At 57.0% G+C, this 14,278-nt stretch carries 11 protein-coding genes; 4 read left to right on the top strand and 7 right to left on the bottom strand.

The genetic code is table 11. The features are described from left to right. Window positions 1-681 precede the first annotated feature (681 nt). The 3 genes from AKL29_RS00360 to AKL29_RS00350 all read left to right on the top strand — a co-directional run bounded on the left by AKL29_RS00360 (window position 682) and on the right by AKL29_RS00350 (window position 4,132). Window positions 682-1,575: an amino acid ABC transporter substrate-binding protein gene (locus AKL29_RS00360; RefSeq protein ID WP_050382232.1), complete on the top strand. Its 894-nt coding sequence runs from the start codon at window positions 682-684 to the stop codon at window positions 1,573-1,575. Window positions 1,576-1,703: 128 nt separating this feature from the next. Continuing rightward, window positions 1,704-3,056, top strand: coding sequence for an amidohydrolase family protein (locus AKL29_RS00355; protein WP_082190423.1), 1,353 nt, complete (start codon window positions 1,704-1,706; stop codon window positions 3,054-3,056). A gap of 584 nt (window positions 3,057-3,640) precedes the next feature. Continuing rightward, a complete protein-coding gene (locus tag AKL29_RS00350) occupies window positions 3,641-4,132 on the top strand; it encodes an Lrp/AsnC family transcriptional regulator (protein WP_050382229.1) in 492 nt (163 codons plus the stop codon). A gap of 493 nt (window positions 4,133-4,625) precedes the next feature. Here AKL29_RS00350 and AKL29_RS00345 read toward each other — a convergent pair whose 3' ends face one another. The 4 genes from AKL29_RS00345 to AKL29_RS00325 all read right to left on the bottom strand — a co-directional run bounded on the left by AKL29_RS00345 (window position 4,626) and on the right by AKL29_RS00325 (window position 10,303). After that, window positions 4,626-5,354, bottom strand: coding sequence for a hypothetical protein (locus AKL29_RS00345; protein WP_050382226.1), 729 nt, complete (start codon window positions 5,352-5,354; stop codon window positions 4,626-4,628). After that, window positions 5,351-8,434: an HsdM family class I SAM-dependent methyltransferase gene (locus AKL29_RS00340; RefSeq protein ID WP_082190422.1), complete on the bottom strand. Its 3,084-nt coding sequence runs from the start codon at window positions 8,432-8,434 to the stop codon at window positions 5,351-5,353. Before AKL29_RS00340 ends, AKL29_RS00345 begins: the two co-directional genes overlap by 4 nt. Before the next feature lie 50 nt (window positions 8,435-8,484). After that, on the bottom strand, window positions 8,485-9,111 hold the full coding sequence (lexA, locus tag AKL29_RS00330) for a transcriptional repressor LexA (RefSeq protein WP_050382218.1): 627 nt from the start codon (window positions 9,109-9,111) through the stop codon (window positions 8,485-8,487). 217 nt (window positions 9,112-9,328) lie between these two features. Further along, window positions 9,329-10,303, bottom strand: a complete 975-nt coding sequence (locus AKL29_RS00325) for a S1/P1 nuclease (protein ID WP_063779867.1) — start codon at window positions 10,301-10,303, stop codon at window positions 9,329-9,331. Window positions 10,304-10,590: 287 nt separating this feature from the next. Between AKL29_RS00325 and AKL29_RS43170 the strand changes: the two genes are divergently transcribed. Then, window positions 10,591-10,923 (top strand): hypothetical protein, encoded by a 333-nt coding sequence (locus AKL29_RS43170; RefSeq protein ID WP_167350361.1) that lies wholly within the window; start codon window positions 10,591-10,593, stop codon window positions 10,921-10,923. Between the two features lie 439 nt (window positions 10,924-11,362). Here AKL29_RS43170 and AKL29_RS00320 read toward each other — a convergent pair whose 3' ends face one another. The 3 genes from AKL29_RS00320 to AKL29_RS00310 form a co-directional block, all read right to left on the bottom strand. Then, window positions 11,363-11,947 (bottom strand): anthranilate synthase component II, encoded by a 585-nt coding sequence (locus tag AKL29_RS00320; protein ID WP_050382217.1) that lies wholly within the window; start codon window positions 11,945-11,947, stop codon window positions 11,363-11,365. Further along, window positions 11,944-13,338, bottom strand: coding sequence for an aminodeoxychorismate synthase component I (gene pabB / locus AKL29_RS00315; RefSeq protein WP_050382215.1), 1,395 nt, complete (start codon window positions 13,336-13,338; stop codon window positions 11,944-11,946). Before pabB ends, AKL29_RS00320 begins: the two co-directional genes overlap by 4 nt. A 65-nt stretch (window positions 13,339-13,403) precedes the next feature. Beyond that, a complete protein-coding gene (locus AKL29_RS00310; protein WP_244481648.1) occupies window positions 13,404-13,943 on the bottom strand; it encodes a Dabb family protein in 540 nt (179 codons plus the stop codon). Between the last annotated feature and the right edge of the window lie 335 nt (window positions 13,944-14,278).

Below are 14,278 nucleotides of genomic sequence, written 5' to 3'. Positions count from 1 at the left end.
GGCAGTTCCGGATGGCGTTTGACACGCCAGCACACTACGAGGCGAGATGCCGTGCGATCGGGGTCCCGAAAGTGCCGACAACACCAATAAAAGCATCGCCAGCTCTACTCGCGGTTCGACCCGGTCCGGTGTCCCATTCGGCTCGGTCCCGACCATCCCGTAGCCTTAGTCGGCGCCGCCTTGCTCTAAAACCACAAGCTTTGTGCTGGGAAAAGACGCTCTGACGCCCCGGCGATGGAGCCGATTGCGAACCATGAAAAACTTCGGGCAACCAAAATCTAGAAAATGCGTATCGCTCGTATTTCGTGGTTTCCGATTGAGCATGATCGCCGATGGGACGGGAGCGCCTCACACAAATGGGGAACGCGGCCCGTCGAGTTCACGACACTACGTCAAAGAATTCTCATATTTTGAAATTTAAATGTTCGCAAACTGACATTTTTGTAGTGCCAAATGGCTTGAGAGGCCTATCATTTAGCCATGGCTGAACGCTGCCCGGTTTATGTGCGGTGCGGAATGAGCGGATCGTACGCTGCCCAGCGTCGGGAACTAGGCGTCTGCCGGCGGTCGGAAGCGGTCATCTTAGCGACGCCGGATCGCGCTCGGATCGCCTGGGAGCGCGCGCGCTGCCCAAGATCAAAAGCGCAAAAGGCGCGTTTCATATGAATTAGAGGAATTCCCATGGCTAAAATGTTTGCACTGCTTTCAGCGACCGCGATCACTGTAACTGCGATTTCCACGGCGCACGCGGGTCCAACCCTTGACAACATTAGATCGAAAAAGATGATCACCATTGGTTATCGCGAGGCGTCGATTCCCTTTTCCTATCTGGGCGCTGACCAGAAGCCTGTTGGTTTTTCCCTCGACCTTTGCGCGCACGTCGTCGATCGTCTGAAAGTTGATCTTGGTACTCCGGACATTCAGACAAAGCTTACGCCCGTCAACTCGTCCAACCGGATTCCACTTATCCAGAATGGCACGATCGACATCGAGTGCGGCGGCACTGCCAGCAGTAAGCAGCGTCTAGAACAGGTCTCATTCAGTGTTGCCACCTTCGCCAGTCAAACGGCTTGGCTCGCAAAGGCGTCGAGCGGGCTCAAGACGCCGAAAGATCTGAAAGGGAAGACCGTTGTCGTAACTCAGGGGTCCGATGCTCTCGGCATTGCCAAAGGCATTTCGCAGCAGGACGATCTCAACCTGACCATCGCGCAAGCCAAAGACCATGCGGAATCATTGCTGCTGCTCACGACCGGTCGTGCGGCGGCGTGGGTGGAAGCTGACATTCTCTTGGCCGGTATGAAGGCGGATTATGCGAAACCAGCCGACCTCATCTTTCTAAATGCTAACTATGGCACCATTTACTATTATGGCCTGATGTTCTCGAAGGATGATCCCGACTTCAAAAAGATGGTCGACGACGTTCTCTCCAAACTCATGGCTTCCGGCGAGTTCACCAAAATCTACGACAAATGGTTCGTGGCTGCGATCCCGCCGAAAAACATCAATCTGAACTTCCCAATGACCGATGCGCTCAAGGAGCGCGTCGCTCACCCCAGTGATGTGGTCAACTACTGAGCTTGATCGCGGCGAGCCGAAGCCGCCGCGGCGATAGGACGTCACGCCAGACCTACAGCATGGTCCAATGCTGGTTGCGATTGCGAATGCGGACGCAAGCAACTGTCGTCACCTAAAGGGAGCGCGAAATGACAAGCGGAGCGGCTGACTGGAAGTCGATGACAGACGTGGATCGACAAATCGCGCAATGGGTCGAGCAGACGCCATTTGTCGACACCCATGAACATCTGATCGAGGAAAGTCAGCGCCTTTCCGGAGCAATCCATCCACGAACATTGCCATGCAACGACTGGGCCTATCTATTCAGATCCTATGCTGCCGAGGATCTGGTAGTTGCGGGCCTGCCAGCCAGCGACCTTCGAGGGTTTCTCGGGCCGGACCTTACGAGCCAGGAAAAATATCGGTTGATCGCGCCCTATTGGGAAAGGATCCGCCACACCGGCTACGCCCAGGCGCTGCGCCATACGTTTCGTGGCGTTTACGGTGAAGAGGACCTGACGGATGAAAGCCTGCCCCGCATCGCCGAGAAATACCATCAAACCGTACAGCCGGGTTTTTACGCACGGATTCTGGAGCTGGCTAACATCAAAGGCTGTCACGTCAATTCGCTCCAGCGCATCTTTATGGAGACCGAGCAGCCAGGGCTGCTCGACCACGACATAAGCATTCTTCAATTGTGCCGGTGTAGTGCTGCTGACTTTGCGTGGGTGGAAGCCGAAACGGGCAGACGCCCGACCACGCTCGATGAATGGCTCGGGGTTATTGACTTTTATTTTACGACATACGGCGCCAAAGCCGTGGCTGTAAAATCGCAAATCGCCTATTCGCGCGCCCTCGATTTCGAGCCGGTCACCAAGGCGCGTGCCGCAAGACTATTCCCGCACCATGCCGACAGGGTCGGCGCGTTGCACGCCCTTGGTCCTGAGGACCTGAAGGCGCTGCAAGACTATCTTTTCCGCTATTGCCTCGGCAAGGCTGGCGAGTACGGCTTGCCCGTCAAACTCCACACCGGCGTTTTGGCTGGCTACGGCGTAATGCAACTCGCCCGTACTCGCAGCAATGCCGCAGACGTCTGCCGTCTGCTGCAGGATTTCCCCGAAACCCGATTCGTGCTCATGCATATTGGCTACCCGTACGAGCACGAGTTTATCGCGCTGGCCAAACATTATCCTAACGCGGCGATCGACATGTGCTGGGCATGGATCATCAATCCGGTGGCGGGCGTTCGCTTCTTGAGGGAGTTTTTGATGGCGGTTCCGTCCAACAAGATCTTCACCTTCGGCGGCGACTATGTCGCTGTCGAGCCAGTTTATGGCCATGCGTGCGTAGCGCGCCGTGGAATCGCACGAGCTCTCTCGCAATTGGTCGCCGAAGGCTGGATCGCGCTCGAGGACGCCCGTGGCCTCATTGACCGGATCATGCGCGGCAACGCGCTTCAGTTCTTTCAGAAAGCGCATCGGGAGGATACGACGCGGCGGTGAGCGGCGGCCAACCGCTTTGAAAAAGCTTGTCGACGTGCCTGAACGTCAATGATCGAAGGTGGTTGGTGCGCCCGGGTATCGATCATGATCAACTGGCCAGAGCCGCTCTATCATGATTGGCGTGTCAATGCGCGGCCAATTGGGCCAGCAAAGAGGGCGGAGCCGACAGCCATCGCTCATAAGTGATGACCAATTGAAGCGCTGCCGCTCGACTTCAAAATGCCACGACCCGGCGATCGTTAATCGCCGTCAACCGCGAACTTGGCCGGCTCGCTTCACTTCTGGCGAAGTGGGTGCAGCAGTGCTCGAAAAGGATTCGCAGTGCACCGTGCGAACGGCATCGGGCAAGTCCTGCATGTGCATAGGAATCAGCTCAAGCTGGAGCGGAAATGGGGCTCGAATAACCGAGACGATCGAAACGCGGGCGTGTTGTGACGAGCGCCCGCCCGCAGCCGGTAGTTTCCCGAGCTTGATCGATCAAGGATGCTCTGAACATCTTCTATATCTTCATGCCTTGGGCGCTTCTCGTCGCCCGCGCGTGGATCTGCCGGAGAATTTCATCTTAGGCTTGGAGCTGGTATGCAATGCGATATGATCGGATAGACGCTCGCATCCTCGAACTCGTGCAGAAGAACAATCGCCTGACTTCCGAGGTGATCGGCGAGATAGCGGGGCTTTCTGCAACAGCGTGCCAACGCCGCTTGAAGAGGCTGCGCTCGGAAGGCATCATTGAGGCCGATATCTCGATCGTTTCGCCGAAGGCCATTGGTAGACCCATCCAAATGCTTGTACTGGTGACTATGGAGCGGGAGCGTTCTGATATCATCGACAGGTTCAAGAAGGCCATCAAGTCTTCAGTCGAAGTCGTCAATGGCTTCTACGTCACCGGTGATGCTGACTTTATCCTATACGTTACCGCGCGTACCATGGAGGACTACGAGCAATTCACCAGACGGTTCTTTTACGAGATGCCGGACATCAAATGCTTCAAGACGCTGGTCGTCTTGGATCGGGTAAAGGCTGGCTTCGCTGTTCCCGTTGAGGTGCCTCCCTGTGATCGACTAACCAATCGTTGATCGGGTATCTCAACTTCAGATTCACTAAGAGCTGCGCACTGAAGTGCGCCGGCCATTCTCCAGTCCACTGACTTATACTTGAGTGAAGCCGGAGCCTGACGCGGGCGCACCTGCTGTTCCAGCTGGTCAGCCGTTGCCATGAAGCCGGCGCGATGCTGATCACGTGAACCGCAGCGTTGACGATTCCGGTACCATGTCCACCAATTCGAGGCCGTCATTTGCATTCGGGTGATCCTGAAGGAGCTGCTGTGCCACAGCTACGCGCTGATTGTTTGTATCCGTCCGGTGAAGTCCTCGCCGGATGGATACGAAAGAGGAGTTGCTGACCACCCTGAAGAGGATGAAAGCCGGGCCAAACGGCCATGCGGTCGATCAGCTGATCCAATTGGTCGACGATATCAAGATTGGTGAAGGGAACTGACGGAGCGGAGCCGGCGGCTGACGCCCATTCTTCGGATGCCGCGGAAATCAACGCTTCGCTTTGCCGCTTGCCCTACCAGCACTTGTGCCACGAATGGAAGATGCGGATCGCACTCGCGCTTCCCCGATCTTGTGGCCACTCGAAGTTTCGCTCGTGCGTCGTGAAATGCAACGGCTCGGCCACAGAGCTACCGGCACAATTTGCCACCTGCATCATCGCAGTCGGCTTTCCTAACAAGGAATGCAGGGGCTCTTTGGCAAAAGCTCGACCAAGGCTTGCCGAAAGGGCGTTCCCGTCACGGACGTAAGCGACCATCATGGCTTCTTGCATCGCCCAGCTATAGTCTCCGTTGATGAACCGGAGCGCACCTTCTTTTCCGTAGTCCGTTTCGAAGGTGTGCTTTTTGTCGACCGGCTTGCATTCAACGAATAGCGCATCCAGGCTCGACAGCACGAGTGGCGCATCTCGTGCAAGGTCGAAGACCAGATCGGGCTTCTTGCTCGGATGCTTGCCGTTGTAGTTCGTAACCTCGGGGCCGCGGCGAACTTTCTGGAACACACGTTCATCGAAGCCAGCCACTTTGCCGCTCTTTCGAAGACGGTTCTCAAGTATCCATTCAAGTTGTTGAGTTATGGCGTTTTCTTGAGCCGACGAGAGGTCAAATCCATCGGGGGGCGTTGCGCGCAGCAGCGAGAACGCATGACAGATCGCGTTGTGGGCAATCAGTAGGACAGAGTCGTCCAGCGCCGGATGGGGTAGACGATAGTCAATACCTTCGGCAAAGAACCCTGCGATGCTCATCTGGGACGAAATGCCCCCAAATGCTGCCGAACGATATGCAGTCCGCACAGGCGAGCGCGGCTCTTGCTCCAGAAGCGGCGCTGGTTGAGCAGCCCAACGAGAAGTCCACGGTGCTGGGGTAGGACCATGATCACGCGGCTGGCCGCAGTGCGATTGGCTTCGCGCATGACCTTCGAAACGAGGGCCGACGAGACGTTGGAAGCTACGCCCTCTGCTCCGAGCGTAACGAACCTCCACGAAGGCATCCATGTGCCCCCCGGGGCATCCAATGCCTCGACATGGAGTTGGGCGCCAGTTGACCCTACAAACGGCTGCAGCATGTCTTGAAGATACTGGCAAAATCGCTCGCAATCGCTCCGATCAGGTGGCAGGGCGGCAGGATCACGGGATGACCGGTATGGTGCACCGAACTGTATCGTGTCGCGGACCACGACAACATCGTGCTCGCTCAGTCCATACAAAGCGAAAATGAGATGGTCGATCTTATCCCAGGATTTGACGCCGTCCGATGCGAGATGTGTTGATAGCGCAAAAACCTCCTGCCTTTGCGAAAGCGTCAGGTTCGAAGGGTCGACGAAAGGGAAACCGTCTAGTTCTTCCTTTAGGATCGTGCGATAGCTTGCACCGATGCGCGAGCTGTGCGTGAGGCTGTAATGTTGCCAAAGCTCGCTGTGAACAACGAGGTACAACAGCCGTGCCAAAACCTCCGCATCTGGGTGCTTGGATGTCGAGTAACCGTAGTAACTCTTGGAGAACGCAATCGGCCGCTCCACCGACAAAAACGCCTTCGGTTGCTCTCTGGTCTCGCCCGGGGTCTGCGGGATGATGACCAATGGTGATTGGTACAGCTCGTTTTCTCGCGGCCTGTTCGCTGTTGTGCGCCTGTGTCTCTCCTCCCAGCGATCGAGACCCTTGAAATCAATAGCGAAGCCGTTCTCCGGAGGTTTAAAATCCGGTAGGTCGAGAAGATGCCGCGCCGGAGCTTGAGGGAGTCCAGCAGAGATGTTGTATCCTTCTCCCGATAGAAAGCCGGCTTTAGACCACACCTCGCCGACTGACGACAGGCATCGACCCTTCACTTTGTCCCACACTTCGATATCGAGAACGGTACCGACGCCGAGTGCCTTAAGAGTCCATGGCCGATTGATCGTGTCAGCAAGCGATACGGGTTGGGCAGATTGATAGTCAATGCGAAACTCTGCCCGCTTGACCAGCGGGTTTTCGCGCAAGGGCGTTATAAACTGGAATCGATGTTCCGAAGCTGCGGGCACATTTCGTGCGAACAGCAACATGAAGGGAACGTCCATGTTGCGCCAAACAGGAGTTTTCTCCAAATCGGACGCATTTAGGATTCCGGTGACCGTCAGGCCACTGAAAAGCGCTTTGCGTGCCTTCTGACCAGCTTCGCTCTGCTTGAGAATGATCCGCGCCGGTAGTGCAAAGGCAATCATGCCGCCGGGCTTCGCCCATTCGGTCGCACGCCAAATAAACGGAAGATCCGGGTTGTTGTCCGGATTATCGTACTCCTCTGCCGAAAGCCCAGGAAGATCTCGCGCCTTCAATGCTCGTCGCGTGATTGTCGTGAATGCGCGGTTGATCTCCGCAAAACGTGCCTGATCAGCAACTTTCTCCGCTGAAGTCTTCGCCTTCGACCGCAGGCGTGTCCAAGGCGGGTTACCCAGGACAACGTCAAACGACGCGTCGAGCTTCGTCGGAACCGCCGCAGACAAGCTCCCCAGTACAAAACCTCGCGTACCTCCGTTTACCTCACGGCTATCGAAGTTAAAGAGAACTTCGTTCTGCAACACGCGCGGGAATTTTAGAATCTTGGGCGGTCGCGTTGTACCATTCAGTTCGATGGCTGTGATGTATAGCGCGAGCGCTGCAAGCCGAAGCGCCGGCTCGCTCACATCGAATCCGCGAATCTGCCTATAAAGAATCCGATGAATCGTTTTCTTGTCGGGACGTTGCCCCATGTGCTGCCAGTGCAGTCGTACCAAGTGTCTGAACGCCAAAACCAGGAACGCGCCGGCGCCACATGCGGGATCGAGTACGACCGCGTCATGCGCATTCTTCACACCAGCAAGCGCCTCCTCAACCAGTAGGTGGGCGATGTTTTTCGGTGTGTAATGGACACTCGTCTCCTCGGCGTGCGCCTCATCCCATCTCCGGCTAAAGGTTTCATAGACCTGGCTCAGCACGCCGATCGGAATATGCGCAAAATCAAAATCGTCCCAGTCGATCCTCGTCTGGAATGTTGAATCGCCAAGGTGCTTCCAGCCACGCATGATGGCTTGCAGGTGAAGAAAAATTTTTCCGTCGGTCTTTTTGTGAGCTTCGCGAAAGAACTTCCTGTATGCCGTAAGCCGTTTCGCTGGATCGGCGTGTGCTACTTCGTCCACGAGCGGCAACAGATCGCCATTGAATGTTTCGTCGAGCCAGCATGATGTTGCCGCCGCACACTCGGCGTCGGAAAAGACGTCCTTCAAGTCTTTGGCTTTTGGTGATATCTCCTGGAGTTCAGCCGGTAGGACGATCCTGCGATCATGGAGAAACCGAAAGAACAAGGCTCGCCCTGCAACGGACAATACCTCAAGCGGTGACATCCGCCCGGCGAGAGCCTTGTCTGCCGCTGTCAACAGCTCGTGAATCTCATCGAAAACATAGTCAGGGGCGGTCGGTTGACCCTCCACGTTTACCAAGCCGGTAGCCAGGCTTTGAAAGAGCATGGGATCCGGGTTCGTTAGTGAGACCGGCTTTGGTGTTGCGCCATCAAGCTCCGCTCGACTGAGGTTGATCGGATAGAGCGTTAGCTCTCCGGGCCGCACAACGCCGAGCATCGCATGTTCACTTCGATTCGCGAGCAACTGGCCGAGTTCACGCACTTGCGCGTCACTCGGTTGCTCGCGATCCGTCAAGCCATCGACCAGATAAAGGACTGGACGACCCTGAAACTCTGCGACGGCCTTCGGCCGCAGATCGCTGGCGCGCCGCCCCGACATCAGATCCAAATAGTTGAGATGGACGGCCCCTGGCGCCCCGTCGAGCGCGATCAGCTCCGGACAGCCGATCTTATTCATCTCGCGCTCGAGTCTGATAAGCGAAGGTGAGGGGGATGCTTCAGCCACGTTCACACCAACCGCAGGACGCCGACCAGAAGACCCGCGACGCGGAGCGCGCCGGCGTTGGACTGGTCGAAAACGAGATCAGGAAATTCCGGATTCTCGGCGCGAAGCCGAACTCCGTCGCGGCTGCGAAAAACACGCTTGAGAGTGGTCTCTTCGCCGACCAGAACAGCGGCAATTGCGCCGTTCGCTACCTCCACCTCGCCGTTCAGAATTGCGATGTCGCCATCGAAGATACCCGCACCCTCCATGCTACGTCCCCCGACGCGCAACGCAAAAAGATGAGCTCCTCCTAAAAGGGCTCTCGGCAACGGGAGCCTGGCTTCAATATTCTCGACAGCTTCTGTTGGGTTGCCGGCAACGATCCTGCCCAAGAGTGGCACCCGCACCAAATCGCCCAAAGCGGAATCTTCGCGACCTATCCGAATTCCGCGAGCCCGCCGTGGCGCTCTCTGCAGATAGCCCTTTTGCTCGATGAGCCGCAGGTGCTCGCGCGCGGCATTCGGGCTTTTGAAGCTGAACCGGTCACAAATCTCCTCAAGCGTTGGTGGGGCGCCAGTCGCGGCCATATGTTCTTCAACGAATTCAAAGATTTGTCGCTGCCTGGGTGTTAGTTCCGCGTGGATACTCATAAGACGGGATGATACTGTAAAAAGATACAGTGTTCAAGCTTTGCGGTTTAGCCAGAAGATCCCTCGCCAAGCCGGCAAGAACGCTTGGCCTCCACTCGCCAGAGTTTGGCTCTCAGGTTTGGAGAGAAAAAGATATAATATCAATATGTTAACCAATGGTTGGGGTTGTCAGCCAACCGGGGGGAGGCTACCGGACCGGGAGGACGAGACCTACGGATTACCAGTTGGCCGCATTGGGGCCGGACGTGGCTGTGGGACTTCCCGCCCTCTCTTCGCAAGCTTCCGCGATCGCCGCGTGCTTACGATCGATCAGCAATCGACGGCACGTCGCGAGCTTCATCATGGAGCATGCAACGGCCTGCAGTCGCGCCGCGCCAAGTGCAGCCCTCGCGCGGGCCAGGTTTTTGGCGCTCGTCTCATAGTCGCGCGTCAGAAGGACTGGATTCTTTCCAGTGCTGATCGGCGGAGCGTAGGCGTATCGCTTGGCGAGGTCCGCGCTTTCCTGAGCCCAAACGGCGGGATCGTCAATCTGCGCCTCAACCTGGTTAACGCCGACGCTCGATAGCCCGTCCTTATCGTCGGCGTCGAAAATGGCGCCATGGGGCGAGGAGTAACCGCCGAAGATCGCGTCCCAGTAGGCGTGCAGAGCGATGCTGTATCCACTGGCCGGTATCACAGATTCCGCATTGCCGCCGGAATCTCCGTCGGGGATCTCATGCGTGTAGCGGGCGCTAGCGTGCAGCGGCTGATGGGCATCGCCGATGAGATGAAGGATCCAGACAAGGTCATACGAGCGCACATCGTCGGATGCGCCCGAGGACGCCGGCAGCGCGGCGATCATCAGCTTGAGCTGGGTGACGAAATCGACTGGGGCCGCGGCGGCCATTGGCGTGCCGTCGGGCGTGAAGTCGATGTCCTTGAAATGCCAATAGGCATGTTGGTTGTGATCCGAGTAGCCGATGTTCTGGCCAGCCGTCGGGCTGGTGACCGCATCGCGCGTATAGCCGTACTCCTTGGTCTTGATGTCGTCAGCCCAAGTCGCGGCATGGATGAAAGCGTACATCTTCGCCGTTTTGTCGTCGGCGGCGCCGCAGGTCCACTTCGCATAATCCTTGTTGAGCTTCAGCAAGGCGTCGGCCTTGTCGCGGACAGGATCGGAGAGGCGCTTATACGCCAAATAAGCGATCTGCATGTGCCCTTCGTCCCACCACGCGCGGGCCGGGGACGCCGAGAGCCAAGGCCAGAACGCTGATCAAAACCATGCGGCGCATATGTGGGTCTCCAGCCCGTTGTTACCTGAGGTTGCATCAACTGGGGTAAGTTTACCAGTGCTCTGTGACGCGCCGATGGATGCGGGCCTGGTGAAGAAGGCTCCGTAATGTCGACGCCGGGCGGGACGCAGAGGTACCGCTCGTTGTCAGGTGGGCGATGTCCAGTGGCGAATCGCGCCCAGTGTGGAGCGTGGGCAGGAAGTGCGATATGCGAGCCAACTCCGCCCCGCTGCGTTCCAAGACGGCAAAGATTGAGTTAGCGCAACCGGCAGAAGCATTCATGCTGATATCAACTCTGACTTTCCGCACTGCGATTCAGTTCACGATTAATGCGATCCTTGGCCCGACGGATTGCAAGAAGCTGCAATCTCGTTCGGGTTTTGCCGCTGATCGTCTTGCCGCCGATCTCGAAACTGTAGCGCCATTCGCCTGCCGACGCTTCTCGAATGCAAAATTGCACGCCTCTGTGTTGCATAGTTCTTTCAGCCTCATCACCGCCGTTGCGGCAGTTTCGTTACCGCGTCGGCCGAGTGCAGATTGATCTTGATTCCTCAAGCATAATGACGCTTACCCGCCTGTAAGAGAGCCGCCGGTCCCGATGGGACCGGCGGCCAAGTCAAGGGAGGAAACGCCCGTGAGGGCAGGGGTAGCGAGACTACCGCAAGGCACCGCCAAGCTCTTGGCGGATCTCAAGAAGACATCTTTGCGATTGGGCCAGAGGATGTTTTCCGCCTATTGACCCAATGCATCTGATGCGAAGAGAACTACGCGTTGCGGGCTTGAAGTAATTCAATCGAGGCGGCACCAAAAGAAATAATTGAGTACGCAGCGTACAAAGCGAGGCTGTTTTCGTGCTTTCTGTTACAATCTTGATCAGGCTGGAGCTCTCTCGCATCACGTTGCGCTGAGCTGGAGTCGTGCCGCTGCTTATCAATTCCGTCTGTGGATAAGATTGCCGGGAGCGCGAGGACGTATCGGCTTCACGATCGGAAACTCTCCGCCAATCGCAAGAAGTTCATAAGGAGCGAGTGACCTTGCTCAGTAAGGACCGACTCCGGGTGAAATTGTACGCCGTAGGTAGGTTGGTGCCGATGTGCCAAGGCCATGATCTCACCTTCATCTGAACGGGCCGTCGCCATGAGATCAGGTGCATCTGACAGATCGAGTTCGACCGCAAGAGAATGGTAGCGCCCGACCCAAAGTGGTGACGGAAGTGCCAAAAACAACCCACGACCGCCATGCGTTATGCGTGAGGCGCGGCCGTGCATGGGGCGACGTGCACGCACGATCCGTCCGCCGAAAACGCTTCCGATACACTGGTGCCCCAGACAGATGCCAAGAATCGGGACGCGACCCGAAAGCTCGCGGACAATGGCAGTGGATATACCGGCCTCCATCGGCGTGCAGGGGCCGGGAGATATGACGATTGCACTAGGCTGGAGCCCAACGAGATCTGCCACGCTGATCGCGTCGTTTCGGACCACTTGCGTCTCTGCACCCAGCTTGCGGAAATAGCGCGCAATGTTGAATACGAAGGAATCGTAATTGTCGATGATGACAATCAAAATGCACCTGTTGGATCGGCACCGAAGGCCTGAAACAGTCGTTTTGCCTTGGCAAGTGTCTCCTCATATTCGGCTTCGGGATCCGACATCGCCGTTATTCCGCCGCCGGCATGAAACGCAGCCACGTCATCGTCGATCACAACAGTGCGAATCGCAATGTTCGTGTCCATGTATCCATCGAAACCGATGAAGCCGATCGCCCCGCAGTAGACCTCTCGTGCCACTTTCTCGATGTCCGCGATAATTTCCATTGTCCGCACCTTTGGAACTCCCGTCACGGAGCCGCCCGGAAAGCAGGCGCGAAGTAGACTGACGGCGTCTTGGTCTGCACCAAGCGTGCCTTCGATCCCCGACACAAGATGGTGCACGGAGGCATAAGATTCCAAGTTGCAAAGAGCTGAAACTTCGACCGAATCGTCTGTGCAAACGCGTGACAGATCGTTGCGCAGCAGGTCGACGATCATAATATTCTCGGCGCGATCCTTCTCGGACGCGAGAAGGAGCTCGGCACGGTGCATATCTTCCGCGGCATCAGCGGAGCGTGCGATTGTGCCCTTGATCGGTCGTGTTTCGACCTGCCGGCCCTCAAGCCTCAGAAATCGCTCGGGAGAGCTCGATGCGATCGTCAGCGCGTCATATTGTAGGAGGGCCGCAAACGGGGCTGGGTTCAAGGAGCGGAGCTCGCAATAAAAGGTAAGCGGATCGAACAGGGGGGAGACCTTGGCACAGAAGCGCTGTGCGATGTTCGCCTGGAATATATCTCCGGCCAGGATTAAATCGATGACACGCTGGACGGCCGCTTTGAACCCTTCCCGGCTAAAATTTGAATGCCATTGGCCCGCGGTGCTGGGGATTACGATCCGCGGCGATTTGGGCCTGGCAAGCAGTGCTGCAAACTCATCGGCGCGACGACGCGCGCGCTCGGCCCGTCGGGTGGGCTCCTGGTCCGGCCAGCCGGTCGAGACGATCCAGCACTTCTCGGCGCAGTGATCGAAGCTGACCACCACATCGTAAAAATGCAGTATTGACTGGGGTAACCCGAGACCCGGAATTGACGGTGCCGGCAACCGCTCCAGTGTTCGGCTCAGGTCGTAGGCAAGAAAGCCGGCTGCGCCGCCCTGGAATGGGGGGAGATCCGGGCGATGCGCTTCTTTGTATCTGGCAAGAAGCTCGCGGAGGGCCTCCCATGGATTCCCTATAAGTGCCTGTCCATTCCAACTTGCCTGTCCATCGGCGACGAAATATGTGCCGAACGGCTCGCAAGCCAGATATGAGTAACGTCCGAGCAGCTCATGCTCTGCCGCGCTATCGAGAAAGGTAAGCTGCGGCCGCTGCGCAAGGCAGCGCAGCGCCTTGATAGGCTCGATCCATGGCAACTCGCAGACGTGCATAGGCTATCTGCTACGACGACCGGCAGGTTGTGAGGTCCGCGCCCCAATTGCCACCCCAACGAGGACTATTTCCGCCCGACACGTACAAAGTCCTGTGACTGATCATCGAGGTACTCACGACCAACCGGTCCGCTGCGCCGAGCGAATTGCCCTAGGCCTGCCGTTCCAGCGAAATGCACGTCTGTCGACAACTCATAGTCAGCGGCAAAGCGCAACTCCCGGAGCGGCCGTACGCATCGGATCGCTTCTTGATATAAATGGTGCGCTTTGTACGCAGCGAGATCCGCCTCACTGTCGAATTCACCATACACCACGACATCGATATCATTGCCGAGCTGGTCGCTCTTGCGATTGCGGGCAATCTCGAGCCGGCGCGCATAGGTGATCGAGGTGAGAACCGATAGACCTTCGATGATTCGGTCGATATCGGCTTTTTCCTTGGCTGTGAAGAAGACGATATGACGGATCATGGTGGCCGCAAAAGTGACGCCGCAACTTGGTCCCGTTCTTATCTTGGGATTTAGCTTGAGGCAATGCTGACGGGCTTCGACAGCCGGAGCATCTTTGACATCGATAATGCCACAAATGTGCAGCAGAGCTAGCACTTGAGTAGGACCTGAGAATTGTCGTGCCCAATGGTCCGAACGTAGCTTACGTATAAAGGTGATCGATGTGGCGCGCTCTGAGCTCCTGTAAGGGCGCTGCTCGCGACCTCCACATCGAACAAGGTCGGGATTCGTTCCGTTGGAAAAGAGACACTCCGTGCATACCAACCATCAGCCAGCGAGACGTCAATGTGTCATTTGCAGGATCATCGTGATTGATCACGCAGAAAATCTGCCGGGGCCGCCCGCCATCGATAAACTCGCGTGCTCAAGTCATACCTGCAAAAATCCCCCTAGAGTCACGGCTAATATGCGCCGATCGGCTATTTTCCGAC

Source organism: Bradyrhizobium pachyrhizi (assembly GCF_001189245.1).
Taxonomy (GTDB): domain Bacteria; phylum Pseudomonadota; class Alphaproteobacteria; order Rhizobiales; family Xanthobacteraceae; genus Bradyrhizobium; species Bradyrhizobium pachyrhizi.
Note: the sequence above shows the minus strand (reverse complement) of the source record. Positions and strands in the feature narration are given on the sequence as shown.